Source organism: Pseudomonas sp. T1.Ur (genome assembly GCF_023516725.1).
Classification (GTDB): Bacteria; Pseudomonadota; Gammaproteobacteria; order Pseudomonadales; family Pseudomonadaceae; genus Aquipseudomonas; species Aquipseudomonas alvandae.
Window position 1 is genome coordinate 1,484,807 of sequence record NZ_JAMGSN010000001.1, and the last position, 23,874, is coordinate 1,508,680.

The 23,874-nt window shown below is 57.6% G+C and carries 32 protein-coding genes and 1 pseudogene; 20 read left to right on the forward strand and 13 right to left on the reverse strand.

The genetic code is table 11. The annotated features are described in order from the left end of the window. The first annotated feature begins 7 nt into the window (after nt 1–7). The 5 genes from M8Q45_RS06855 to M8Q45_RS06875 are packed head-to-tail and all read left to right on the forward strand — an operon-like array spanning nt 8 to nt 2,894. The gene (locus M8Q45_RS06855; RefSeq protein ID WP_249874058.1) at nt 8–1,186 is read left to right on the forward strand and encodes a pyocin knob domain-containing protein; all 1,179 of its coding nucleotides are present in this window, start codon (nt 8–10) and stop codon (nt 1,184–1,186) included. Beyond that, nucleotides 1,186–1,533 carry a hypothetical protein gene (locus tag M8Q45_RS06860; protein ID WP_249874059.1) on the forward strand — a complete coding sequence of 116 codons (348 nt, stop codon included), beginning with the start codon at nt 1,186–1,188 and terminating at the stop codon, nt 1,531–1,533. The genes M8Q45_RS06855 and M8Q45_RS06860 overlap by 1 nt, the downstream gene beginning before the upstream one ends. Continuing rightward, nucleotides 1,530–1,898, forward strand: coding sequence for a phage tail protein (locus M8Q45_RS06865; protein WP_249874060.1), 369 nt, complete (start codon nt 1,530–1,532; stop codon nt 1,896–1,898). Before M8Q45_RS06860 ends, M8Q45_RS06865 begins: the two co-directional genes overlap by 4 nt. A gap of 58 nt (nt 1,899–1,956) precedes the next feature. Further along, entirely contained in the window at nt 1,957–2,382 is a 426-nt protein-coding gene (locus M8Q45_RS06870; protein ID WP_249874061.1) for a cell wall hydrolase, read from the forward strand. Further along, nucleotides 2,379–2,894, forward strand: a complete 516-nt coding sequence (locus tag M8Q45_RS06875; protein ID WP_249874062.1) for a lysis system spanin subunit — start codon at nt 2,379–2,381, stop codon at nt 2,892–2,894. The genes M8Q45_RS06870 and M8Q45_RS06875 overlap by 4 nt, the downstream gene beginning before the upstream one ends. Here M8Q45_RS06875 and M8Q45_RS06880 read toward each other — a convergent pair. Together M8Q45_RS06880 and M8Q45_RS06885 are read right to left on the reverse strand one after the other, a co-directional pair. Continuing rightward, a complete protein-coding gene (locus M8Q45_RS06880) occupies nt 2,872–3,564 on the reverse strand; it encodes an SOS response-associated peptidase family protein (RefSeq protein ID WP_249874063.1) in 693 nt (230 codons plus the stop codon). The genes M8Q45_RS06875 and M8Q45_RS06880 overlap by 23 nt on opposite strands. 18 nt (nt 3,565–3,582) lie before the next feature. Next, on the reverse strand, nt 3,583–3,963 hold the full coding sequence (locus tag M8Q45_RS06885) for a hypothetical protein (protein ID WP_249874064.1): 381 nt from the start codon (nt 3,961–3,963) through the stop codon (nt 3,583–3,585). Between the two features lie 425 nt (nt 3,964–4,388). Between M8Q45_RS06885 and M8Q45_RS06890 the strand changes: the two genes are divergently transcribed. Further along, nucleotides 4,389–5,033, forward strand: a complete 645-nt coding sequence (locus M8Q45_RS06890) for a hypothetical protein (RefSeq protein ID WP_249874065.1) — start codon at nt 4,389–4,391, stop codon at nt 5,031–5,033. Nucleotides 5,034–5,367: 334 nt separating this feature from the next. On the opposite strand, the gene M8Q45_RS06895 is transcribed toward M8Q45_RS06890, so the two are convergent. Further along, nucleotides 5,368–5,667 carry a hypothetical protein gene (locus M8Q45_RS06895; RefSeq protein ID WP_249874066.1) on the reverse strand — a complete coding sequence of 100 codons (300 nt, stop codon included), beginning with the start codon at nt 5,665–5,667 and terminating at the stop codon, nt 5,368–5,370. Between the two features lie 290 nt (nt 5,668–5,957). On the opposite strand from M8Q45_RS06895, the gene M8Q45_RS06900 reads away from it, so the two are divergent. Both M8Q45_RS06900 and M8Q45_RS06905 read left to right on the forward strand, forming a co-directional pair. Next, nucleotides 5,958–6,590: a VOC family protein gene (locus tag M8Q45_RS06900; protein WP_249874067.1), complete on the forward strand. Its 633-nt coding sequence runs from the start codon at nt 5,958–5,960 to the stop codon at nt 6,588–6,590. A 468-nt stretch (nt 6,591–7,058) separates the two neighbouring features. Next, nucleotides 7,059–7,331 (forward strand): hypothetical protein, encoded by a 273-nt coding sequence (locus tag M8Q45_RS06905; protein WP_249874068.1) that lies wholly within the window; start codon nt 7,059–7,061, stop codon nt 7,329–7,331. Nucleotides 7,332–7,472: 141 nt separating this feature from the next. On the opposite strand, the pseudogene M8Q45_RS06910 reads toward M8Q45_RS06905, so the two are convergent. Both M8Q45_RS06910 and M8Q45_RS06915 read right to left on the reverse strand, forming a co-directional pair. Next, nucleotides 7,473–7,637: pseudogene (locus M8Q45_RS06910) on the reverse strand (helix-turn-helix domain-containing transcriptional regulator); the annotation flags it as partial. Between the two features lie 142 nt (nt 7,638–7,779). Continuing rightward, complete coding sequence (locus M8Q45_RS06915) at nt 7,780–8,193, reverse strand: cytochrome c (RefSeq protein WP_249874069.1); 414 nt, start codon at nt 8,191–8,193, stop codon at nt 7,780–7,782. A gap of 152 nt (nt 8,194–8,345) precedes the next feature. On the opposite strand from M8Q45_RS06915, the gene M8Q45_RS06920 reads away from it, so the two are divergent. Next, nucleotides 8,346–8,987 carry a DUF998 domain-containing protein gene (locus M8Q45_RS06920; RefSeq protein ID WP_249874070.1) on the forward strand — a complete coding sequence of 214 codons (642 nt, stop codon included), beginning with the start codon at nt 8,346–8,348 and terminating at the stop codon, nt 8,985–8,987. Nucleotides 8,988–9,075: 88 nt separating this feature from the next. On the opposite strand, the gene M8Q45_RS06925 is transcribed toward M8Q45_RS06920, so the two are convergent. Then, nucleotides 9,076–9,594 (reverse strand): DUF2867 domain-containing protein, encoded by a 519-nt coding sequence (locus tag M8Q45_RS06925; protein ID WP_249874071.1) that lies wholly within the window; start codon nt 9,592–9,594, stop codon nt 9,076–9,078. 23 nt (nt 9,595–9,617) lie between these two features. Beyond that, complete coding sequence (locus tag M8Q45_RS06930; protein ID WP_502940538.1) at nt 9,618–10,307, reverse strand: DJ-1/PfpI family protein; 690 nt, start codon at nt 10,305–10,307, stop codon at nt 9,618–9,620. An 81-nt stretch (nt 10,308–10,388) separates the two neighbouring features. Between M8Q45_RS06930 and M8Q45_RS06935 the strand changes: the two genes are divergently transcribed. From M8Q45_RS06935 to M8Q45_RS06945, 3 genes are all read left to right on the forward strand, one after another. Next, complete coding sequence (locus tag M8Q45_RS06935) at nt 10,389–10,943, forward strand: TetR/AcrR family transcriptional regulator (RefSeq protein ID WP_249874072.1); 555 nt, start codon at nt 10,389–10,391, stop codon at nt 10,941–10,943. Nucleotides 10,944–11,139: 196 nt separating this feature from the next. Continuing rightward, complete coding sequence (locus M8Q45_RS06940) at nt 11,140–11,370, forward strand: hypothetical protein (protein WP_249874073.1); 231 nt, start codon at nt 11,140–11,142, stop codon at nt 11,368–11,370. Nucleotides 11,371–11,447: 77 nt separating this feature from the next. After that, on the forward strand, nt 11,448–11,651 hold the full coding sequence (locus M8Q45_RS06945) for a hypothetical protein (RefSeq protein WP_249877278.1): 204 nt from the start codon (nt 11,448–11,450) through the stop codon (nt 11,649–11,651). A 207-nt stretch (nt 11,652–11,858) separates the two neighbouring features. On the opposite strand, the gene M8Q45_RS06950 is transcribed toward M8Q45_RS06945, so the two are convergent. After that, nucleotides 11,859–12,743, reverse strand: a complete 885-nt coding sequence (locus M8Q45_RS06950) for a LysR substrate-binding domain-containing protein (protein ID WP_249874074.1) — start codon at nt 12,741–12,743, stop codon at nt 11,859–11,861. A 105-nt stretch (nt 12,744–12,848) separates the two neighbouring features. On the opposite strand from M8Q45_RS06950, the gene M8Q45_RS06955 reads away from it, so the two are divergent. After that, nucleotides 12,849–13,280 (forward strand): PACE efflux transporter, encoded by a 432-nt coding sequence (locus M8Q45_RS06955; RefSeq protein ID WP_249874075.1) that lies wholly within the window; start codon nt 12,849–12,851, stop codon nt 13,278–13,280. Nucleotides 13,281–13,313: 33 nt separating this feature from the next. Here M8Q45_RS06955 and M8Q45_RS28375 read toward each other — a convergent pair whose 3' ends face one another. From M8Q45_RS28375 to M8Q45_RS06970, 4 genes are all read right to left on the reverse strand, one after another. After that, nucleotides 13,314–13,448 (reverse strand): hypothetical protein, encoded by a 135-nt coding sequence (locus tag M8Q45_RS28375; protein ID WP_264427241.1) that lies wholly within the window; start codon nt 13,446–13,448, stop codon nt 13,314–13,316. A gap of 137 nt (nt 13,449–13,585) precedes the next feature. Continuing rightward, nucleotides 13,586–13,762 carry a DUF3606 domain-containing protein gene (locus tag M8Q45_RS06960; RefSeq protein WP_080628505.1) on the reverse strand — a complete coding sequence of 59 codons (177 nt, stop codon included), beginning with the start codon at nt 13,760–13,762 and terminating at the stop codon, nt 13,586–13,588. Nucleotides 13,763–13,869: 107 nt separating this feature from the next. Further along, nucleotides 13,870–14,298 (reverse strand): DUF2628 domain-containing protein, encoded by a 429-nt coding sequence (locus M8Q45_RS06965; RefSeq protein ID WP_249874076.1) that lies wholly within the window; start codon nt 14,296–14,298, stop codon nt 13,870–13,872. 272 nt (nt 14,299–14,570) lie between these two features. Continuing rightward, nucleotides 14,571–14,768, reverse strand: coding sequence for a hypothetical protein (locus tag M8Q45_RS06970; protein ID WP_198795984.1), 198 nt, complete (start codon nt 14,766–14,768; stop codon nt 14,571–14,573). 357 nt (nt 14,769–15,125) lie between these two features. On the opposite strand from M8Q45_RS06970, the gene M8Q45_RS06975 reads away from it, so the two are divergent. Continuing rightward, nucleotides 15,126–15,626, forward strand: coding sequence for an anti-virulence regulator CigR family protein (locus M8Q45_RS06975; protein WP_249874077.1), 501 nt, complete (start codon nt 15,126–15,128; stop codon nt 15,624–15,626). Nucleotides 15,627–15,750: 124 nt separating this feature from the next. On the opposite strand, the gene M8Q45_RS06980 is transcribed toward M8Q45_RS06975, so the two are convergent. Beyond that, entirely contained in the window at nt 15,751–17,589 is a 1,839-nt protein-coding gene (locus M8Q45_RS06980; protein ID WP_249874078.1) for a sigma-54-dependent Fis family transcriptional regulator, read from the reverse strand. Between the two features lie 335 nt (nt 17,590–17,924). Here M8Q45_RS06980 and M8Q45_RS06985 point away from each other — a divergent pair, with 335 nt between their 5' ends. From M8Q45_RS06985 to M8Q45_RS07010, 6 genes are read left to right on the forward strand one after another with little or no spacing between them, the layout of a single operon-like run. Next, complete coding sequence (locus M8Q45_RS06985) at nt 17,925–19,019, forward strand: ABC transporter ATP-binding protein (protein ID WP_181288988.1); 1,095 nt, start codon at nt 17,925–17,927, stop codon at nt 19,017–19,019. Next, entirely contained in the window at nt 19,019–20,128 is a 1,110-nt protein-coding gene (locus M8Q45_RS06990; RefSeq protein ID WP_249874079.1) for an ABC transporter ATP-binding protein, read from the forward strand. The genes M8Q45_RS06985 and M8Q45_RS06990 overlap by 1 nt, the downstream gene beginning before the upstream one ends. Next, nucleotides 20,125–20,991, forward strand: a complete 867-nt coding sequence (locus tag M8Q45_RS06995; protein ID WP_249874080.1) for a carbohydrate ABC transporter permease — start codon at nt 20,125–20,127, stop codon at nt 20,989–20,991. Before M8Q45_RS06990 ends, M8Q45_RS06995 begins: the two co-directional genes overlap by 4 nt. A gap of 10 nt (nt 20,992–21,001) precedes the next feature. After that, complete coding sequence (locus M8Q45_RS07000) at nt 21,002–21,802, forward strand: carbohydrate ABC transporter permease (RefSeq protein WP_181288985.1); 801 nt, start codon at nt 21,002–21,004, stop codon at nt 21,800–21,802. A 10-nt stretch (nt 21,803–21,812) separates the two neighbouring features. Next, nucleotides 21,813–22,085: a DUF2160 domain-containing protein gene (locus M8Q45_RS07005; RefSeq protein WP_249874081.1), complete on the forward strand. Its 273-nt coding sequence runs from the start codon at nt 21,813–21,815 to the stop codon at nt 22,083–22,085. A 42-nt stretch (nt 22,086–22,127) separates the two neighbouring features. Continuing rightward, nucleotides 22,128–23,870 (forward strand): ABC transporter substrate-binding protein, encoded by a 1,743-nt coding sequence (locus tag M8Q45_RS07010; RefSeq protein WP_249874082.1) that lies wholly within the window; start codon nt 22,128–22,130, stop codon nt 23,868–23,870. The last annotated feature ends 4 nt before the right edge of the window (nt 23,871–23,874 follow it).

A 23,874-nucleotide genomic window follows, 5' to 3' on the forward strand; every position in this document is an offset into this window, starting at 1 on the left:
AATTACTATGCCCTGGTATAAGGCGGGGACGGTTTCCGTCACCCTGAATTCCAATGCTGTAACCGGTACCGACACGGCTTTCATCGTGAACTCCCGGGTCGGCGATGCGTTTCGTGGACCGGATGGTCAGTGGTATGAAGTCACGAACGTGGCGAGCAACACAGCGATTGCCATCGATCCGCCTTATCAGGGCCCGACAGCTGCCGCTGGTGCTTACGCCTTGGCTCCGATGCAGGGCTACGTGAAGGACTCGGCAGACCAGCTTCGCGCTATCGTGAATACCTACGGCGCCAAACTGGCGGCACTCAGGACAACGGGCAACTACGACATCCTGCCGGTTGCCAAAGGTGGTACAGGCGGTACCACACAGGCCGAGGCTCGGAGCGGAATCGGCCTCGGGACGGCAGCCATAGTCAATCATGGCGTCACTGGGCTTGCTGTTATGCAGGCCTCTACTCCGGCTGCCGGGCGAACCGCTTTGGATCTGGGTGATGCTGCAACCGGTACGTTAGCGGCGAGTCGTTATGACACGACAATCGGTCGAATTATGAAGGTCGGCGACCACGGAATAGGCGGAGCCGGAATACCCTCCATCGCGGCAATTGATATTGGCTCCATACGGACAAACAGTCTGTATTACGTCGCTATTAACACGGGGCAGGGAACCCTGCCAGTAAATCAGAACGGATACTTGAACTCGAAAACAGTAACTGCCGACTACGCCATTCAGGACTATTGGCCGGTAGCACAGGGCGATCAATATACCCGAGTACTTAACAATGGTGCATGGACCGCCTGGAGTAAGAATTTTAAACAGTCAAACGTCGTGGGTACGGCGACCCAGTCGGGCGGTGTGCCGACTGGCTCGATAATGGAGCGAGGCCAGACAACCAACGGTGAATTTATAAAAATGGCCGACGGTACTATCCATTGTTGGTTACTTATAGTGCAAACGGCATTCACGGCCGGTTCTGATGGCGTAATCAATTGGACGCTTCCTGTTCCGGTTATTACCTCTGCATCTGGGTGTCAAGTAATCGTTAGAGCACCGTCGTCTACCAACACGTATACCATCCAGAAATTAGCAGCCGTTGTGAATGCCGCCAATAACGTCGAGATTAGGGCTAGATTTGACGCTACCCAGAATTACACCTTTTATGCATATTTAATCGGCAGGTGGTATTGATGAGAATAATTTTAAGCCCGCAGCGGCGCGATGATACGTTAGAGGTTGTAAAAGCTGGCGATATTCTTGTAGTGAACGGGGAAGAGTTCGATTTTTCCCCAGTCGAGGTGGGTGACACGCTGCCACGCAGTGCTATAGACTCAATGTGGTTTTCTGGACCGGTAGAGCGAGTTGAAAACGAACTGGTATTGACGTTGTTGCTGCCTATTCCATGGAACTATAGCCAAGCTCAGGCTTTTCCACTTCCGCTGGAAGACGTACCTGACGGTGAAGTGGTATTTCCACAACCATTAAGAGAAAGCGAAATCGCGGCCAAGTTGGCAACAGAAACGGAAGATCAAGCATGAGCAATATCGACTGGTCTCAACTCATTACCCAGCAGATGAAGGATGCGGCAGCCTCCGCTGTGCGTCTTGCGGAAACCAAAGCCGTACTCGTCCAAAAGAACGCTGACGCTATTGTGCAGATTGCTCGCATTCAGGATCGAATCGACACCCTGGGTTACGGCATCGAGATGGGCGAGGCTACACCGGAAGAGGAGGCCGAACAGGCGGGCCTGGCCGCGCCACTGAAAGCCTGGAAGCTCTATAAATACGCTCTCGGCAAAGTCACCGGGCAGCCGGGATGGTTCGAGTCGCCGGTTTGGCCGATTGAACCGGAAGTTCAAGAGATTGCCGCTACGCCGACCGTGTCGTCCATCGACACCATCTGATTCGTCAGGAACACCGCAACCCGCCATCGAGCGGGATTTTTTTTGCCTGGAGAAAAGTATGAGCACAATCGAAAAGGACCGCGACATTCTCGCGCGCACGCTGTGGGCCGAAGCCCGCGGGGAGGGGCTTGCCGGCCAGGTCGCCGTAGCCTGCGTGATCCGCAATCGCGTTAACGACGGCAGGGACAAATCATGGTGGGGCGAGGGCTATGCCGGGGTTTGCCTGAAGCCGTACCAGTTCAGCTGCTGGAACAAGAACGACCCGAATTATCCCTACCTGAGCGGCGCCAAGGAGATCCCGCCAAAGCAGTTCGCCCAGGCGCAGCGTGCGGCGGATCTGGTTATCTCCGGCGCCGAGGCTGACATCACCAATGGCGCGACCCACTACTACGCGACCACGATGCCGAAGCCGCCGGCCTGGATCAAAGACGCCACCCAGACCTTCCGCCTGGGAAATCACATTTTCTTCAAGGACGTGCCATGAATCCCGCCCGCCTGAAGCTGTTGATCGCCGGTGTGGCTGTGGCGTTGATCCTGGCGATCAGCGCGACGTGGAAGGTGCAGGACTGGCGCTACGGGAAGCGGCTGGCGGAGCAGGACGGATTGCACCAGTCCGACCTGGCCGAGATCAGCATGGCGGCTGCCGCCCAGGTCCAGGCGGCACAAGCCAACCGCCTGGCGCTCGAGCAGAAGCTTTCCACCAGCGAACAAACTCACCACCAGGTGCTGACCAATGTTCAGAAAGATCAGGATCGCCTGCGCGATCGCCTTGCCACTGCTGATGTCCGGCTGTCAGTCCTCCTTGCCGAGGATCCAGCCAGTTGCAACGCAGTGCCTCCCACCGCCGGCGCCGGCGGCGTGGTTCATGGAGGAGCAAGAGCCCAACTTGACCCAGCGCATGCTCAACGAATTATCGCCATCACCGACGCCGGCGACCGGGGGTTGATCGCACTGCGTGCGTGCCAGGCCTACGCTAAAGAAGTGAGTCGGCGATAGGCCTGATCAGCTCCGGGCCCTGGTTGCGAACATTGCCGATGGCGCGGTCCACCTTGAACCACTCGAAGGCCTCGGCCGGTTCGCCCTGATGCAAAGCTATTTGCTCGGCGCGTTCCTTCGGCGTGGCCGGATCCAGCCATTCCCGGGCAAGCTCTGGCGTCAGCACAACGGGCCGACGGTCGTGGAAGTCGACCATGCCGCCCGCGCTGTCGGCGGTGATGATGACGAAACCGTCGTGCTCGCCCGGTTCCCTCCCGCTGGTGGGGAACTGGCCGATCGAGGCACAGAGTACTGGCGCCTGGTCCCGCCGGCGGATCAGGTAGGGCTGCTTCTTCGGCCCGCCCTCATCAACCCACTCGAACCAGTTGTTGATCGGCGTGATAGCGCGATTCGGCCAGATCGGCCGGTAGAACGGGCCGTGGGCCACTTTTTCTACCCGGGCATTGATAGGTGCGGCGCGGTCCTTGGCCCAGTGCGGCCGCCAGCCCCATCGCACCAGATCAGCGTGCAGCGCGTCGTCTTCTTGATGGAATAGGGCCAGCTGTTGCGACGGTGCGCCGTTGTACCGCTCCAAAGGCTGGTCGCCCACGGCACTGACCATGGCATCAGGCATGCTCAACACAGCCACGAAGTCGTGGATGCCAGAGTACTGTGAGAGACGACCACACATGAAATACCCTCCTGTTCGCTACCTTGGCTGGTTGTTGGTGATGATGTACTCGGGGAGGCTGTCCCCCTCGTAAACCTTCAGGCGCCGGTACAGGTCGGCGATCAGCGAAGTTCTCGCCATATAGTCGCAATCCGACTTGTTCTTGAGTTCGACATATCGAAGATGCTCTGAATTCCATTGCTCCTTTGCCTGCTTCAGCTCAGCCCGAAGCCTGGCGCATTCTTTGGCTTCGGCACCGTGCATTTCGATTAAGCCGAAGATGTCCTGGCGCGCCTTGCGCAGCTGAGTGGTGAGCTCCTGAACCTCGTTCTCAAGCATGAGGCAGGAGTGCTTGTACATCTCCAGGGGCGTGGGGGTGCCCAGCCAGTCGCTGGTGTCTTCGATTTCGTAGGGGTCCATGACCATGCCTTGCGGATACTGTTTAGATATACAGTAATCGAGGCGGCTCGATAAGGGCGACGATGAGACGACGAGCTGTAGGATTTTTGGGGATGATCGGTCGGCAGGACGCCGGAGGAAGGGGGACTACTGTAGGAATATCCAACGCTAAGTTATTGATTCATATAGCGCGATACGGCGCTTTTAGTTAACGCGCTTTGGCTGCACTTTCCTTTATTTTTCAGGGTGTTATGATCGCTTCACGGTCACCTTGACATGGTGGGGGTCGTTGGTTCGAGTCCAATCGCGCCTACCAAACAAAATCCGCTCTGCTGGGCGGTCTAGAAGGGCTCACCGAAAGGTGGGCCCTTTTTTGTGGGCTGAAGATTTTACAGCAGGATTTGCCCCTTTTATTGGGCGGACCTCGATTACATAAGGATATGGTCATGCGGGTTGTCGGTTTCGTAACTTTTTTTGCTGCAGCACTTGCTGGCTGCTCTGGAATACCATCAGTACCCTACGAAGAGCCTGCTCAATCAGAGGGCACGGCGCGTATACGCGTTATCACGAACTCCGACGTGTTAGGCGATAGCATCGTCGGCGGTTGTGCTCCTGCTACCCAACACAAGATGGCTGAAGCCGGACGTTTCGGGCAGGATGGAACGGCGAACATCAATTATCCGCAGTATCCCCTGAAGTCGGCGAGCTTAGGCATGCCGCAGAGAGTTTGGCCCAGTCTTACCGAGTACATCCCTGCGCTTCGCAGGGGCGAAGGGGTGTACAAGGAGGTCGTAACCGAGTATCGCGTCAGGACGGATCTGCCTTTCCAACTTGCAACCCGGGGCGCGACCATTGCGGGCAATGGCAACACTTACCGAACCTGCGGTGGCCGGGCGCTCGTTTACAAGCTGGAGCCGGGAAAAGACTACGAAGCAGTGGTAGGGGTGGATAGCAGCCTAAACAAAGATGGCGGGCAAGCGCTTATCTGCATGTTGGCGGTTCTCGAACTGAGCGCGGTGCCTGGCACTTCAATTGTGATTCCCCAAAAGCTGACGCCTGCTGCGGCTCCGCAGGTGGCCTGCAAAATTTGATGACAGGAAAATAAGCGGCATTTGGCCTTAATTGCGATGATGGCAGCAATGAAGCAGTTCGTGCTTGCTTGGCAAATAGAAGGATAGGGGCATTATGACAAGCTGTTTGAGGACGCTCGGAGCTAACCTCGCTAACAGTGTAGTGATCCCCGCCGCCTGGTTATCGGGGCTTGCGACGACAGGACTCTTGTGGGGCATGATACGGTTTTCGCCCGATAAGCTTACAGTCGAAGGACGTCAGCTCTTCCTGGCTTCCATTTCTATTTTTTGCCTCTCCATAGGGTATTTGATAGGGCGCAAGAGACGAGCGAAAGCACTTGTAGCATCCATCAACCTAAAAGAAGGTCTGAGCCTTGATGATACTCAGATGCTCGGCTATCCAAGGCCCCTGTTTTGTGTATTTGACCTTTCCAACAAGAAACTTGCTCAATGCCAAAGCGCCACCGGCCACTATCAAATTCAAGACTTCACGTGGGTAACAGGCTGGCAGTGTGAGTGGCAACAGATTGACAGCAAGGTATCGGGCGGCGTTCTTCAAATAGTCGAAGGGGCAGGCACGAGCGTTCCAGCCGACGAGATTCGGCGTAGATTCATAAGATTCTCGCTGGTTTTGACGGTTGCCGATGCAGGTCATCCTCTGCTCCGTTTTCCAATGAACCGGAGCGCAGCTGAAGGGTGGTGTGCCCGGTGCAATGTACTTTTCAAGTGCTGAACACGAAGCATCACAGCAGAATTCGGTGATCGATGGTCTCTGCTGATCATCCGCGCCGGGCTCCAGGCTCTTTGAGCAGGTGAGTCAAAATCCTGCGCAGGTGATTGAAGAGGTGAAAGCGCTGTTGCGTGGAAGGGGATGTATTTTTCCAGCGGGTAACGAATGAGCGTGCGGCGTTTTTGACGCCATCGCCTGTGGTCATTGGAGGCCTAATGCAGACTTCGCTGGATCATTTAGTCATCGTGGCGCCTACGCTGGAAGCGGGCGATCGCTTCGTGAGTCAGCGACTGGGTGTAGAACTTCAACCAGGCGGTTGCCATCGGCTTATGGGGACTCACAACAAGCTGTTGCGGCTAGGTACGCATACTTATCTAGAGGTGATCGCTGTTGACCCAATGGCCCCGCCGGCCCATCGCCCTCGATGGTTTGACCTGGACAGGCTGCCAGCCAACGTGTCTCCTCGCTTGGCCCACTGGGTCGCCAAAACCGACACATTGAAAACGCTTGGCCCGAAGTTTGAAGAAGTCGTCGGTCAGGTGCAGCCCATGAGCCGAGGCGAGTTATGTTGGGATATTACAATTCTGGCGGACGGCAGCCTGCCTTTGAAAGGTGCCGCGCCCAGCCTGATTCAATGGGAACAGCCAGTGCATCCGGCATCGATGCTTGAAGACAAAGGCTGCTTTTTGCAGATGCTCGATATCTTTCATCCTGAGCCAGAGAGGATCAGCCACCTGCTTGATGCCCTGAATTTTTCCGGGCCAGTTCGGCTTCATCGGTGCGACAGCGTTGAGACTTCGCGCTTGGTTTCCTGTATCGGAACGCCAAGTGGCCTGAAGAATTTATAGGGTGAACATTCAACGTTGAAGAAAAGGGGACAGATTTATTTCGCCGCGCTGAAAGTCTTTTTTTGGCTGGTTTGTAATAACTGTCCTCTTTTCCGTCTCCTTTCCCCTGCGTCTCTTCGCTGCGGCTTATGACGACTCAAACGAGTGCCGCGAGGGGCAGCGACGCAAATTCCTACACAAATCTCGGAAGCCAGCGCATTGCAGCATTTCAATGCGCGACCTATTGTCTCTCTGTCGCCCAGATGGCGATTCGGGTTTGGCGACTCGATTGAATGAAGCGCAGAAGCTCCTGCTACACTGTGGAGCTTTTTTGCAGCTGCAAACTGCATTATGGCAGCTGTGTGCGGGAGACTTCCGAGTCTGCCGGTTCGCTTTCATTCCCGGTTCGCCAACCCGAGCACAGCTGCCACCCATTCGTTTGGCGACGATTGAGTGGTAGTCCTTATCAATTGAATGAAGGTACTGCTCATGACTCGATACATGCCCATCACCGGCATCGACTGCATCCCCGCAACCCTGCTCATCGACACCGAAGCACCGCTGGACGTCCTTTTCGAAACCGCGGATTACCGCATCCGCACGGTGACCCAAGTCTTGGAAAATATCGCGTTTCGCTCTGACATCAGCTCAGACACGGTGGTGCTGACTGATTTTTGTAAATTGCTGACCACGTCATTGCGCGATGGCTGTGACGTCGTGGATGTGATCGGGCGACGATTGCGAGCGCAGGTGGCGGAATAAATGAAACGGGCGACTTGTCAGTCGCCCGTTTCTCTGACAAATGTATGGCTGCAAAATGTGCGTGGTGCTGGCCTGATTGCCGGGCTCTTTCGACTCCTTGGGCCTTCCAAAAGCTCTCTCGCACTCTCGCCCCAAGCATCAGTCTTCAACGATATGCGCCATATCTCGGGCCTTGGCTGCATGACCGATCGCTCGGACAAACTCTTCGCTGTCACCATCAGCTAACACTTGAGAAAGATATTCAATGGCTGCTTCATCGCTATCGAGCAGCGCAGCCATATCGAATGTCGTCAGGTTTTGACTCATGTTCAAATCTCCTTTGCCACTTTCTCGCTCGCCAAACAGGACGGGGCAGGGGCCGGCTGCGGTTTGCGATGCGGGCCGGATACAAGCGGACCCAAAATAGCGATCTCTCCCAGTCGGCAGCTCAAGCTGCCGCTTGTTTCAATCACCGATTTCCCGCAATCACCCCACGCATATACTGATTCAAATCCCGCAGATCCATAACGCTCCAAGCATGTGGCGGTAACCGTACCCCGTTCTCTCGCAACGTCTTTGGAATCAAGTCGCCATTCGGGCGAAGTATTATCGAGGACACGATAACGCCTGGATAATCACTCAGTCGCTTTTTGAAGGCGGACGTCGTGAGGTCGGGTGTGGGCGGGGTGCTTTTTCTAGCCAGTGGGCCCGTTGCCTTGAGGTCTGTTCCATGGCACATGGCGCATCTCTGCAGATAGAGGTTTTTGCCGTTGGCGTTATCCGCAAAGGAAGATACAGGTTGGATGAGCGACAAGTTTCCTAGCGCAGCGATGAACAGCATTTTTGCAATCGATGGGAAAGTGCTTGGCACGCGTTTGCTCATGAGGACCGTCCATGGTTCGAAGGGGTCATAGGATGGCGCATATACCCGCTGGCTTGCAAAAATTGATATCCGCCGGGACGGACGCCCGCTAGCATGAAGACGCTTCGTAGGAGACGGAGCGGTTCATTTCCATAAAAAAGGAGCGTCGAACTTTGAAAACCATTGACCGGATTTTGCTGGGACTGGGGCTGTTGATTCCTCTTTGGTTGTTCGCGGGTGTGGCGCTGACGTCGCTGGGGTATCCGGGTTATAGCCATCTCGACCAGGCGATGAGTATGTTGGGCGCGGTAGGGGCTCCCACGCACGGTTATTCCCCCTGGGTTAATAACTTTCCGCTGGGCGTGCTGTTCGTACTGTTCGCGATAGGTTTGGCGCGAAACTTCGCAGGATCACGCCTCGCCCTGTTCAGCGCCGTTTTAATATTACTCCACGGCCTGGCGAGCTTCGCTACTGGCTATTTTTCCTGTGATCAGGGATGTACGCCGGTTCAGCCTTCAACTTCTCAGCAGCTTCATAACCTGGCCGGTTTGATCATGTTCGTCTCACTGGCTCTGGCCATTGGCTTGTGGAGTTTCCTCGGCAAGGCACTCCTGTCGTCACCTGGATTTGGAAGGTTCTCGATGCTTTGCTTGATCCTGGCAGTCGTGACGGTAGCGATGATGTCCAAGGCGTTCGCCGAGGGGCATGGATTTGGCCTGTACCAAAGGCTTAATTACGGCGTATGCGTCGTGTGGATCTCAGTCTTGGCATGGATCGCTCTTCGTGCTGAAGTGACCCTGGCAACCGTCCGTTAATGGGCGGCTCATAACCCGTCTGCGCCGGCGGACACACTTAACCTCCATCTCACCGATTTCGGGAGCAAGGGATTCGTGGTGTCGCGGCTCAGGCAGCCAAAGGCCAACCCACGCGCGCTGCACGGCGGAGGCTGGCCTTGACGACCAAACGGTGAAACGGAGCAATAACAAAGAGGTAGGCCCGGCCCAGACGGTTGTGACAATGGACCACGGTTGCAAACACCAGTTGGCGACGGCCCTCTGCCTCTTCTGAACACAGGATCGATATCCGGAAGTCCAGGTGCTTGTCGTCCTCTCCCAATACGATTTCGGTCTGGTTCGAGCTGTAGACCTTGAAGATTTGAATCCGATCAGCAAGCGTCGCCAAATGTCTGGCTGTCTTGAGACCAAAGCAGGCCGCGATGGTGTCCCGGACTTTCATGAGCCGTCCGATCCAGGATGGTTGGTTGGAAAGGATGAAGCGAGCCAGCGAATCTGGATCGCCGGATGTGCCCGCAGGTAGCTGGATCGCAAAAGCGTCCGCCAGGTTCATCGACTTGTAAAGGTGCGTGATGCCAGACCTTGAGGGGACTGGCACGGACGTGATGAGCTCAAATTTGCGGGGCATAGGGGATCTCTCCTGAGTTCTCATTACCAATTGGACGACATGCCTTGTCGCTTTTTTTGTTGGGCGGCGCCCATTTCTGCTTGTCGGATACTGAGCGCGATCAAGGCATCATAGAGTGCTTGCTGCCCTGCTGGCAGAACAGGGAGTAATGTCGCACGGCGCTTGTCGACATCGAACCAGGATTCGATCAACCATCCCACCAGATAGAGCGCCGAAAGGCATCCACCCGCGGTTGCCACATTCCCTTGGCAAACAAGCGGCTGGTCCACGGATTCGAGTCCCAGGGCTTGCAGGCCCGATCGTGCGTCCGGGTGCGTAGTTGCCCGGCCGCTGAGCAGCCCAAGCCGTTCGAGAATGAAAGCTCCAGCGCAGATGGAGCCGATGCGCTGGCGCCTGGGGTCAAGTTCGAACGTCGGCAGGAAGTCCGGGGCGGCCAGTGCGGCGGGTATCCCTTCCTTGCCGCTGACGAACAATACCGCGTCGGCACTGTTGGCCTCGGACAGTGGACCATGCACTGAAACAGGCAGGCCATGGGCCGAACGCACGATAGCGCTGGAACCCAATATTCGAACGTGCCAGTCTTTGGTGTTGCGGCCCAAGATGTCCCACATCAGGAACAGGTCGATATCCGTGAACTGGTCGAAAGCAACTAGAACGATTTTCTTCAAGGCGAGCTCCATCAAAACTGCTGGCGTATGAAACGCAACGGCCATCTTTGCCGGTGCTCGCAAGGTATCAATTGGTTGCATGCCATACACAGCCTGTATGGCGCTGGATAGGGAGCGAAATAGCGGATGGAAAAACTAACGCGTAACCATTGGATCTCGGCTGGTTTTGAGGCCCTCGACCAGGTAGGGCATATTGGCGTTTCAGCCGAGAGTCTATCGCGCCGATTGAATGTGACCCGCGGATCGTTCTATCACCATTTCCGCAATCGCGAAGACTTTGTCCGTACGTTGCTAACCGCTTGGGAAGAAGACTACACGGGGCGCATGCTCGCTTATGCAGGGGAGGGGCGTAGCGCAGGCGAAACCTTGACACGCTACTTGAGCATTGCCGCTGAGAAACAACCTGGCCGGGAAATTTCAATCCGGGCCTGGTCGCTGCACGATCCGTTGGTTGCCGAGTTTCAGCAGCGCGTCGACACAACACGACTCGACTTCGCGATACGGACATGTCGCCGCTTGGCCCATAGGCCGGGCGAAGCAGAAGTGATAGGGCAGGTGGCCCACCTGTGCCTGATTGGGGGGCAACAAGCAGGCCTGCGGCGTGATGCCGCTCGCTTCAATAGTTTCGTACATCGAGCTTTTTCATTTTTCGAGAGAGCTCTTCCACGGTGGCGGGCCTAGGTCATGCCGTTAGACGGCGCAACCGTGCGCCGCGAGGGGCAGAAAGGGGGACTCGGCCGCTGAACCGGGTTTTTATGAGCTGAAATCTGAATTGGGAACGATTGATTTGGGGCCGTCACTAAGCGGAAGGTCAGCCAGTTGAAACTTCCGCCATGACGAGACGATCTCCTAAGCATCGGCAAACAGGAGATCAGCCATGAAGTGCTATCTATGCGGGTTGGAAGCGAAGCAGTCCGAAGCGGATCAAAGTGGAGAGCTTGTTGACTGCGGTGACTGCGGCACCTACAAAATTTCAAGTCTTGTGCTGAAAGAGTTGGCGACCAAGAAATTCGATTACCCGAAAATGCGCGATGATCTGCACCGCCAGCGGCAGTTCAATGCTACTTCTGTCGCAGAGATCAACACAGAGTCTGTCATCTGGGCTTAGGCGTGGGGCTTTGCGATAGGAGGGTATAGCTTGCAGCGTAAATGCCTCTACCAACCTTGAAAGAAGCGTCAATCAAAATGCCAAAGAAACAACCAGACGACAAAACGACAGCCAGTGCTGCCGAAATCGAGCGATCGATCCTGGCGCTCAACAAAATGGCTGAGCGCCTGTGGGGAGATGGCCGGGAATCCGAGGCGCAGGCACTTTTAAAAGCGCTGGATGCGTTAAACCGCGCCCTTGACCGCATAAGAATAGGGGAAAGTCGTAGAGTGCTTCATTGAAGACCGGGCCTGGTGCCGGGCTTGTCTGTCGTCAGGCGTGTGCCGCTCGTTCAAACACTTCGTCCGCCCACGGGTTCTCTTCTATCTGATATTTCCTGGCTTCCTTGCGACGAGATAACTCCATTCACATCCTGCGATTCTGACGTGGCTTTCTGTACAGAATCACCTCATCCGGGCAACAGGTTCCTTTTCATGTTGCTTTCCAACTCAACCCACATTCTGCCCCAATACCCACTCACTGAAAGCCCGCACCTCCACCTGCCGCTCCCGCCCCGGCACGCACACCACCGTATACCGCGCCCCCGCCAAACGAACCTCAGGCCGGTAATCAATCAACTCCCCACGCGCAACCGCGTCGGCAACCAGCACATTGCTGGCAAGCACCAGCCCGTGCCCGGCGACCGCCGCCTGCAAGGCATGCTGTTCCTCGTCATAACGTCGAAAGCGCGCGTTATCCAGCCAGCCCAGGGTGTCGGCCTTGGCGCACCATGCAGCCCAATCGACCGCGACGTTTGCGCTGCTCAGCCATGGCACGTCGATGAGTTCGACGGGCGAGCCCGCTGTGGGCGGTTGCCAACCGGGTTGGCAATAAGCACCAAAGTATTCATCCAATAGAGGTTGCTCGAACAGGTGAGGGTCTGGCGTGAAGAGGGCCCGGATCGCCAGGTCGATGCTGGCGTCACGTTGTAGGTCGACCACGTCGTTGCTGCTGTGCAGCCTGACATCAATCTCCGGATGCAACCGATGAAAGTCTCCGAGCCGAGGTATCAGCCACAGGCTGGCAAACGCTGGCGTTGTGCTCACCACCAGGGACTGCGCGGTACACGACGGTGCCAGCATTTGCAGGCCGTGTTGGATGTCGAGCAGGGCGCGGTGCAGGTAGGGCTGAAGGCGTTCGCCGTCAGCGCTCAGGCGCACGTTTTGGCTGGAGCGTTCGAACAGTCGCACGCCGAGAAACGCTTCGAGGCTTTTGACCTGATGGGAGATCGCTGCCGGGCTGACGTTCAGTTCCTGGGCCGCCGCCTTGAAGCTGCCCAGCCGTGCGGCGGATTCGAAGCCGCGCAAGGCGGTAAGGGGCAGTTTGGCGAACATGGGCGGGAAGGTTACTCAGGTTGAGCGTGGCTCAATTTAGCTCAATTGAGCGCGAGCGCTCAACTTGCCAGGCTGTGGTTCCTTCTCAGTTGCTGGAGTCCATCGATGCAAGGCGCAGTTCGCAAAATTCTTCAGGCCATACTCTACGAGGCCGGTGGTGTGCTTTTTGTCGCGCCCTCCCTTGCGCTCGTCTACGGGCAGGGCATGGCTTATTCGACCCTGCTGTCGCTGGTGATTTCTGCCGTTGCGCTGGCCTGGAACATGCTTTTCAACGGTCTGTTCGAATGGTGGGAGCGGCGTCAGCGCAGCCGCCATCGCAACTGGCAACGCCGACTGCTTCATTCCCTGGGGTTCGAGGGCGGCTTGACGCTGATCCTGACGCCGGTGATTGGAGCCTGGTTGGGTATCAGCCTGTGGTTGGCGCTGGTGACGAACCTGGGCTTGTTTGTGTTTTTCTTTTTTTACTCACTGGGTTTTCAGTGGGTATTCGACCGAGTGTTCGATGTTCCACTTTCGGCGCAGCCGCGTTCTGATTGAACTGCCGGCGCGATGAACACGGCGGATTCCTAATCACTCGACCATGCAAACCCAATGATGATCCTGCCGATACGGTGCGCGAATAAATGCCACGTCGGATACCAATACCATGCCGCGTTCTTGAAGTGCTTCGGTCAGTTGTACGAGTGTCTCTGCTTCGATAGTCATCGCTGTTACCTCGTCAGATTACTGCGTTCATAATTGTTGACCGAACGCCTCGGCGGGTAATTCATTTTTTCTAACAGGCTTATCGAGGGGCGCGAGTACTTACAAAAAAGCCCTACAGTCATGCAGGGCTTTTTTGATTACTTTTTCAGTTGCCTGCGAACATCTTCGGCTCCTGCCCCAACGGCCTTGACCGCTGCCTTGAGCTCGTCTTCGGTTACGCCGAACTCTTTTGTCCAGTATCTCAGTTCCCACTCTTCGGAAGTGTTGATGCGGCTCCGGTCTCGCGGCCCGCGGTTGCTCAAGTCGTCAGCCATTTTCGAGCTCCTTGGAAGAAAGCCTGGTTATCCCAGGCGACTTCCAATAGACAATCAGGCTTGACGGTTTGCGCCATTTTTATGCGCACTGACGATTAGGCCCGTTTTCAGAGACGCATGCCCTTGAGCGGATTCCAGTCTTGCTCGCCTTTGATTTCTTTCAAGTAGTAAGCGTAGTTGGTCATCAGCGCGTACATCATCGACATCGCGACGTTCAGGCCCATGCTCAAAGGTCGGGGGAAATCCATGCCGATCATGGCGAAGACCACGCTCAATACGATGTTGATCGCCAGGAAGGCCCCAAGCAGGGCCAGGTTTTTCTTCCAAAGTCCCAGGACAAACAGGTAGATCGGGCCGAAGAAAAACGCGATCACGTTGGCGTTGATCAGGATTTTTTTCTTGAAGTCCGGCAACGTCTTGACGGCTTCCTTGTAGCGCGGGTCGTTTGGCGCGCCATAGGTTTCAAAGAAGTCAAAGCGTTCTTGCCATTTGGCGCTGTATTTGTCGGTGCTTTCCACGTGCTCGGGGATGCTCATTTTTATCGTTCCTTGTTTTCCATGAGAGAATTCGTTCTCTCGAGAGGTCGCGCGACTTTGAAGCAGTTTTTACTGTCCGCTTTATAAGCGTTCGCGCACGAAAATACCGCACTGGCTGTTTAGCTGACTATCTGATCTGTGATGGGCATCACGGTAGATCCTGCGGACGCAGGCATGGCGCTTGGGGAAAGGCTAGGGAAGTTGAAGGCAGGCGAACGTGACGCGCCCGTTTTATAACGGGCGACAGGTTGATCAAGTACCAGGGCAAACCGTCAAATCACGGCCTCGGCAAAAACATGCTCCGTCGCTATGGTCAAGAAGTGCAGCGGCATTTCATGCGTAGGCTGGGTGGACGGCATTTCAAAACTGCCCACTATCTGGCTTTGAAGCGCATTCAGCCGCATCGACTCTTCTTCCTTTAACTTTGCCATTCTCGCGTGGTTCGCTGCGATTTCGTTGAGAGTTGACACGGTACATCTCCAGTGGCTGACCAAGCGTTGAGAATTTGCTGCCGCGCCAGGAAGACGTCGTCCTGCGCTGCTACCACGGTCCGCTGCAAACCTTGAGCCAGACACGCCCGCGTGACGTTCGCGAAGTTTCAAAGGCGACCAGTGGCCGTCGAGGCCGGCAACGTTTCAACCATGCCTCAGAAATAAGTCACTGATAATACAAAACCAACTCAATCAACCTGTGGCGCAGGGTGGCGGCGTTTTCGGGCAACAGTGGACCCGGTCGGGCCGGCGAATGACGTAAGCGTGATATGGAACTAATATCACCGTTAGTCTCTATATCTTTACAGGGGACATCCCCTTTTTGAGAGAACTGCCATGTTCAAATCGCGCTCGTTGATTGCTGCAGTCACCTGTCTCGCCCTGGCCGCAGGCCCTGGGATCGTTGTCGCGGACCCGGGTAACGGTAAGGGAAACGCTCAATTCGATCAGGGCCAGGGGCACGGTCAAGGAGGCAAAGGCGGGCAGGGCAACAAGGGAGGCCAAGGTAATAAAGGTAATCAGGGCGGCAAGGGCAACCAAGGCGGTGGCGGCGATTGGCATAACGGCCCGAGCATCGATCGTGGCGGTATTCTTGGCGTGATTGGCGGTTATCGCGATTATTGGAGCCCAGGCCCGGCACTGCCGCCGGGTATCCAGAAAAACCTTGCCCGGGGCAAACCGTTGCCCCCCGGCATCGCCAAGAAGCTCGACGGACGACTGCTGGGGCGCTTGCCGCACTATGACGGCTATGAGTGGCAGCAGGTCGGCACCGACCTGATCCTGGTGGCGATTGCCAGCGGGATCATCTATGAAGTGCTCAACGGTGCGTTCGACTGATCCGTTGTTTCAATGAAATGGCAGCCTGTGGGAGCGCGCTTGCTCGCGATGGCGTTGTATCAGTCACCTCGTCATCGGCTGAACGGACGCTATCGCGAGCAAGCTCGCTCCCACAGGATTTGCATCAGCTGTCAGATTGGCGCAAGCGCTTGTACAAGGTATTGCGGCTGACCCCCAGCCGCCGTGCCAAGTGGGAAATATTCCCGCCCACCGCCTGAAGTTGACGGTTCAAATCCTCGGCATCGTTCAGGTCTACCGCCAACGGTTCCGGCGTCTCCACTGGTTCCATCTCCAGATCGACAAAAAAATCGTCGGGAAGGTGCTCGGGGCGGATCGGTTGTTCCTCGGCCATTGCCAGGGCCACTTGCAACACGCTACTGACTTGCCGCAGGTTGCCCGGCCAAGGATGACGCTCGAACAGCTCCAGGACTTCACGGCTCAGGCCAGCCCATTGGGTCGGTTCGCGGTGATGTTCCCAGAGGCGTTTGAACAACGCCTGCTTGTCGCTGCGTTCGCGCAGGGGCGGCAGCTCCAGGGTCAGGCCGCCGATGCGGTAATACAAGTCTTCACGAAACCGCCCCAGTTGCACCTGTTCACGCAGCGAGCGATTGGTGGCGGAGATGATGCGGATATCCACCGGGAAAAGCTCGGCGCTGCCCACCGGTTGCACGCAACGCTCCTGCAGGACTCGCAGCAGTCGGGCCTGGGTCGGCAGCGGCATGTCGCCGATTTCATCGAGGAACAACGTGCCACGGTCGGCCTTGCGGATCAGGCCTATGCTGCCCTTTTGATTGGCGCCGGTGAAGGCGCCTTTTTCGTAACCGAACAGTTCCGATTCCACCAGTTCGGCAGGAATGGCCGCGCAGTTGACCGCAATGAACGGCTGCTTGCAGCGCGAGCTGGCCTGGTGCAGGGCCTTGACGAACACTTCCTTGCCGACGCCGGTTTCGCCGTGGATCAGTAGCGGAATATCTTTCTCCAGCAGGCGTTCGGCCTGGCGCACGGCTTTTTCCACGCGGCTGTCGCCGAAGTGCAGGGTGTTGAGGCTGATGCCGTTATCAGTGGGCGAGGGCGTCGGTTCAGCGAAGATGCGCGGCTTGACCGAAACCTGTTTCGGCCGCTTGAGCAGGCATTGGAAGCGATTGCGCCCGGACGCCTGCAAGGCGAACGGGAGGCCGTCGGGCTGGTTCAGCAGTTCCATTAGCGAGACCTTGAACAGGCTTTCGATGCTCACCCGCGACAGGCTCAGGCCCAGCAGATTGTCGGCGCGGCGATTGGCCGAGAGCACTTGGCCGCTTTCATCGAAAATCAGCAATCCGGCCCATTGGCTGTCGAGGTTGTTCAGTCCGGTGTTGAACGTCAGCTGGAAGTGTTCACCGCGAAACAGGTTGAGGATCAGCCGGTTCTCCACGGTCTGGCTCATCATCTTGACCATGCCCAGGGTGTGGGACGGCGGCAGGTAGCTGTCGCTGGAGACGTCCAGTACCGCGATGACCTTGCGTTCGGCGTCGAAGATCGGCGCCGCGGAACCGGTCATGAAGCGGTTGGCCTTGAGAAAGTGTTCATCATGTTCGATGTGCACCGCCTGCTCGCAGGCCAGCGCGGTGCCGATGGCGTTGGTCCCGGTGCAGCGCTCCATCCAGCTCGCGCCGGCGCTGAAGCCATGGGCCAGTTTCGGGTCGATGAAGCGCTGGGTGCCCCAAGACGTCAGGACCTGGCCTTGATGGTCGGCCAGCATGATCAGGCAATTGGAATTGCTCAGGATGTTCTCGTAGTACGGCAAGACTTCCTGGTGGGTGGTCTGCACCAGTGAATGCTGGCTCTCCAGCAACTGGGCGATGCCGTCGGCCGGTAGCTGATCGAACGCGGGCACGCTCTGGTGATTCAGGCCAAAGGCACGGCAACGGGACCAGGAAGCCTGGATGATGGCCTCGTGGGACAAGGCAGGAGCAGGTGCGGCCATGGGGCACTCTCGCAGGAGCTGTTTTTATTGTTGTGGCAAGTCTCGCACAGGTTCCTTGTGCTGGGGCAGGCCTGAATAGACTTCATACATCAACCCTGTGGGGGCATGGCCAGGCTAACCGAAAAGCGTTCATTCAGTGTTGTTCAAAATTGTTCATTGTCAACCGGTCGGTTGTTCAATTGTTCATTCATGGTTGTTCACTTGTGTTCACCAACGAACGTCTTTTCCCAAGGAATCAAGGGGAATATCAATCTGATCAATAGGTTGCGATTTCTGGCACGGCTTTCGCTTTCCAACTCGGGTCGCTTGACTCCAAATAATAAAAAGGCCGAGCCATGTCATTAAAGCTTGAGCACATCTGTCGCACCGTCGAAGGCCAGCCCTGGATCGACGATGCCAATCTGAGTTTCGAACCCGGATCCTTCAACGTCCTGTTGGGCCGCACGCTGTCCGGCAAGACCAGCCTCATGCGCCTGATGGCCGGTCTGGACAAGCCCGACAGCGGCCGCATCCTGATGAACGGCGTCGACGTTACCCACCGCCCGGTGCGGCTGCGCAACGTGTCGATGGTTTACCAGCAGTTCATCAATTACCCGACCATGACCGTTTTCGAGAACATCGCCTCGCCGTTGCGCCAGGGCGGTGTGTCCGAAGACATCATCCAGGGCAAGGTCCTGGAAACCGCAAAAATGCTGCGGATCGAAAAATTCCTCAAGCGTCACCCGCTGGAATTGTCAGGCGGTCAGCAGCAACGCACGGCAATGGCGCGAGCCCTGGTCAAGGACGCCGAGCTGATCCTGTTCGATGAGCCGCTGGTGAACCTGGACTACAAGCTGCGCGAAGAGCTGCGCCAGGAAATGCGCGAGCTGTTCCAGGCCCGCCACACCATTGCCGTCTACGCCACCACCGAGCCCAACGAAGCGTTGGCTTTGGGCGGCACCACGACGATTCTGCACGAGGGCCGGGTGATCCAGAGCGGCAAGTCTTCTTCCGTCTATCACCAGCCACAAACCGTGTTGGCGGCCGAATTGTTTTCCGAACCACCGATCAACCTCATGCCCGGGCGGATCGCCGGCAATGAAGTCAGCTTCGCCAATTTCGTCCACTTTCCGCTGAACGTCGACCTGCGCCCGGTGGGTGAGGGCGAGTTCCGTTTCGGCGTGCGCCCCAGCCATATCTCGCTGGTGCCCAGCAATGACGACGACCTCGAACTGGCCGTGACCGTCGAGGTGGCCGAGATCAGCGGCTCGGAGACGTTCCTGCACGTGCGCAACGAACACTTCCTGCTGGTGCTGCATTTGCCGGGCGTGCATGAATACGACGTTGACGCGCCGATCCGCATCTACATCCCGACCCATAAACTGTTTGTCTTCGACGCCCAGGGCAAGCTGGTCCAAGCCCCAGGCCAGCGTATTGCGAGGGTTGCCTGATGGCCGAAATTCGTTTGCAGAACCTCGCCCACAGCTACACCAGCACCCCGGCGGGCCCCGAGGACTACGCGATCCGCGAGATGAACCACATCTGGGAGCAGGGCGGCGCCTACGCGTTGCTCGGGCCTTCGGGCTGCGGCAAGTCCACATTGCTGAACATCATTTCCGGCTTGCTCAGCCCGTCTGAAGGGCAGGTGATGTTCGACAGCAAAGTCGTCAACGAGCTGACCCCGGAGCGCCGCAACATTGCCCAGGTGTTCCAGTTCCCGGTGGTGTACGACACCATGACGGTGTTCGACAACCTGGCCTTCCCGCTGCGCAACCAGGGCATGGCCGAGGCGCGGATCCACACCAAGGTGCAGGAAATCGCCGAGGTCCTCGACCTGCAGAATCTGTTGGATAAAAAGGCCCGCAACCTCACCGCCGACGAAAAACAGAAAGTGTCCATGGGCCGTGGGCTGGTGCGCGACGATGTCTCGGCGATCCTGTTCGACGAGCCGTTGACGGTGATCGACCCGCACCTGAAATGGAAACTGCGGCGCAAGCTCAAGCAGATCCACGAGCAGTTCAACATCACCATGGTCTACGTCACCCACGACCAGTTGGAAGCCTCGACGTTCGCCGACAAGATCGCCGTGATGTACGGCGGCCAGATCGTGCAGTTCGGCACCCCACGGGACTTGTTCGAGCGGCCGAGCCACACCTTCGTCGGCTACTTCATCGGCAGCCCGGGAATGAACCTGATCGAGGTCACGGCGCAGCCCGGTGGCGTCGGCTTTGCCTCGACCCACTTGCCGCTGTCGGACACCTTGCAACAGCGTGTCGCCGAAGTCGAAGGCAAAAGCCTGAAGGTCGGCATCCGTCCCGAGTTCGTGCATGTCTGGGACGGGCCTTACGACGACGCCATGCGCGCGGACGTCGTGCATGTCGAAGACCTGGGCACCTACAAGATCCTGACCCTCAACCTTGATGGCGCACCGCTGAAAGTGCGCCTGGCCGAAGATAAACCGGTGCCGGAAGGAACGGCGTACATCAGTTTTCCGGCGCAGTGGCTGATGGTCTATGCCGATGAATATTTGCTTGAACCCGTGGGCGAGGTGCAGCCATGAACAAGGTGCAGAACAACAAGGCCTGGTGGCTGGTGTTGCCGGTGTTCCTGCTGGTGGCCTTCAGTGCCGTGATCCCGATGATGACTGTGGTCAACTATTCGGTGCAGGACATCTTCGACCAATCCAGCCGTTATTTCGTCGGCGCCGACTGGTACAAGCAGGTGCTGCTCGACCCACGCTTGCACGATTCGCTGCTGCGCCAGTTCATCTACTCGGCATGCGTGCTGCTGATTGAAATCCCCCTGGGCATCGCCATCGCCCTGACCATGCCGACCAAGGGCAAGTGGTCGTCCCTGGTGCTGATCATCCTGGCAATCCCGCTGCTGATCCCATGGAACGTTGTGGGCACCATCTGGCAGATTTTCGGCCGTGCCGACATCGGCTTGCTGGGTTCGGCGCTCAATGGGCTGGGCATCAACTACAACTATGCGGCCAACACCATGGACGCCTGGGTGACGGTGCTGGTGATGGATGTCTGGCACTGGACTTCACTGGTGGCGCTGCTGTGCTACTCGGGACTGCGGGCGATTCCCGACGTGTACTACCAGGCTGCGCGGATCGACCGGGCGTCGAACTGGGCCGTGTTCCGCCACATCCAGTTGCCGAAGATGAAAAGCGTGCTGCTGATCGCCGTGATGCTGCGTTTCATGGACAGCTTCATGATCTACACCGAGCCGTTCGTACTCACCGGCGGCGGGCCGGGCAACGCCACCACGTTCCTCAGCCAGACCCTGACGCAAATGGCCATCGGTCAATTCGACCTGGGCCCGGCGGCGGCGTTTTCCCTGGTGTACTTCTTGATCATTCTGTTGGTGTCCTGGCTGTTCTACACCGCCATGACGCACGCCGACGCCAACCGTTGAGGCCCGCACAATGAGCAACCGAAAGCTGATTCCGCTTTTGATCTACATCCTGTTCCTGCTGGTGCCCATCTACTGGCTGCTGAACATGTCCTTCAAGAGCAACACCGAGATCCTTGGCGGCCTGACCCTGTGGCCACACGATTTCACCTTCCACAACTACAAGGTGATCTTCACCGATCCGAGCTGGTACACCGGTTACCTCAACTCGCTGTACTACGTGAGCCTGAACACAGTGATTTCCCTGGCGGTCGCGTTGCCGGCGGCGTATGCGTTTTCCCGCTATCGGTTCCTGGGGGACAAGCATCTGTTCTTCTGGCTGCTGACCAACCGCATGGCGCCACCGGCGGTGTTCCTGTTGCCGTTCTTCCAGCTGTATTCGTCCATCGGGTTGTTCGACACCCATATCGCCGTTGCCCTGGCCCATTGCCTGTTCAACGTGCCGCTGGCGGTGTGGATCCTCGAAGGATTCATGTCCGGGGTGCCGAAAGAAATTGACGAGACCGCCTACATTGACGGCTACAGTTTCCCCAAGTTCTTCGCCAAGATCTTCGTCCCGTTGATCGGCTCCGGCATCGGCGTCACGGCGTTTTTCTGCTTCATGTTTTCCTGGGTCGAACTGCTGCTGGCACGCACGCTCACGTCGGTGAACGCCAAGCCGATCGCGGCGGTCATGACTCGCACGGTGTCGGCGTCGGGGATTGACTGGGGCGTGCTGGCGGCAGCGGGGGTGTTGACCATCCTGCCGGGCATGCTGGTGATCTGGTTCGTTCGCAACCACGTGGCCAAGGGCTTTGCCCTGGGCCGGGTCTGAGGAGTCGATGATGGAATGGATGAACTGGACCGCCCCCACGGCGGCATTCTTCGGCGTCATCGCCTTGTTCCTGGCGGGGATGACCGCTTGGGAACTGCGTTCGCCGAGCATCCCTCGGCGGGGTTTCCTGCCGATTGCCACCACCCGTGGCGATCGGTTGTTTATCGGTCTTCTCGGTAGCGCCTACCTGCATCTGCTGGTCATCGGCGCCACCGACTGGAGCATCTGGATAGCGTTCGCGTTGTCCTGGGTGTGGCTGTTGGCAGTGATGCGGTGGGGCTAGTCGGTTCGCGATCAGGCTCTTAAACCCAAACAGGAGGTCTCTATGTTCGATAAAAACAATAAGCTGCGACATAGCGTTTCATTGGCAGCCATGCTGGCACTCAGCGGGCTGAGCGCTACGGCCTGGGCCGACGCCTATGAAGACGCCGCAAAAAAATGGATCGGCAGTGAATTCAAGCCGTCGACCCTGACGGACGCCCAGCAGCTCGAAGAACTCAAGTGGTTCATCAAGGCATCCGAGCCGTTTCGCGGGATGAAGATCAACGTGGTGTCGGAAACCCTCACCACGCACGAATACGAGTCCAAGGTACTGGCCAAGGCCTTCACCGAAATCACCGGCATCCAATTGACCCACGACCTGCTGCAAGAAGGCGACGTCGTGGAAAAAATGCAGACGGTGATGCAGTCGGACAAGAATATCTATGACGGCTGGGTCAACGACTCGGACCTGATCGGTACGCACTTTCGCTACGGCAAGACCGAATCGATCACCGACCTGATGGCCAACGAAGGCAAGAACTACACCTCGCCGACACTGGACATCAAGGACTTCATCGGCATTTCCTTCACCACCGCGCCGGACGGCAAGATCTATCAACTGCCCGACCAGCAATTCGCCAACCTGTACTGGTTCCGCGCCGACTGGTTCGAGCGCGCGGACCTGAAGGCCAAGTTCAAGGAAAAGTACGGCTACGAGCTGGGCGTACCGGTGAACTGGTCGGCCTATGAAGACATCGCCAAGTTCTTCTCCGAGGACGTCAAGGAGATCGACGGCAAGCGCATCTACGGCCACATGGACTACGGCAAGAAAGACCCGTCCCTGGGCTGGCGCTTCACCGATGCCTGGTTCTCCATGGCTGGCGGCGGCGACAAAGGCCTGCCGAACGGGTTGCCGGTGGACGAGTGGGGCATTCGCGTCGAAGACTGCCATCCGGTCGGCTCCAGCGTCACCCGTGGCGGCGACACCAACGGCCCTGCCGCCGTGTTCGCCACCACCAAATACGTGGACTGGCTGAAGAAATACGCATCACCGGAAGCGGCGGGCATGACCTTCTCCGAGTCCGGCCCGGTGCCGTCCCAGGGCAACATCGCCCAGCAGATCTTCTGGTACACCGCGTTTACCGCCGACATGACCAAGCCGGGCCTGCCGGTGGTGAACGCCGACGGCACGCCGAAATGGCGCATGGCGCCTTCGCCACGCGGTCCGTATTGGGAGCAGGGCATGAAGCTGGGGTATCAGGACGTGGGTTCCTGGACGTTCATGAAGTCCACGCCTGAGAAGCAGAAGCTCGCGGCCTGGCTCTATGCACAGTTCGTGACGTCGAAAACCGTGTCGCTGAAAAAGACCATCGTCGGTTTGACGCCGATTCGCGAGTCGGACATCAACTCCCAGGCGATGACCGACCTGGCACCGAAACTCGGTGGCCTGGTGGAGTTCTACCGCAGCCCGGCCCGCGTGCAATGGACCCCGACCGGGACCAACGTGCCGGACTATCCGCGCCTGGCGCAACTGTGGTGGAGCCACATCGCCGAAGCGGCCAGCGGCGAGAAGACGCCACAGCAGGCCCTCGATGGCTTGGCCAAGGACCAGGACGCGATCATGACGCGCCTGGAACGCTCCAAGGCCCAGGCCACCTGCGCGCCTAAGATGAACCCTGAGCGCGACGCGCAATACTGGTTCGACCAGCCGGGCGCACCGAAGCCGAAACTGGCGAACGAGAAGCCTAAAGGTGAAACCGTGAGCTACACCGAGCTGTTGAAATCTTGGGAGGCGGCGCGCAAGTAACCTT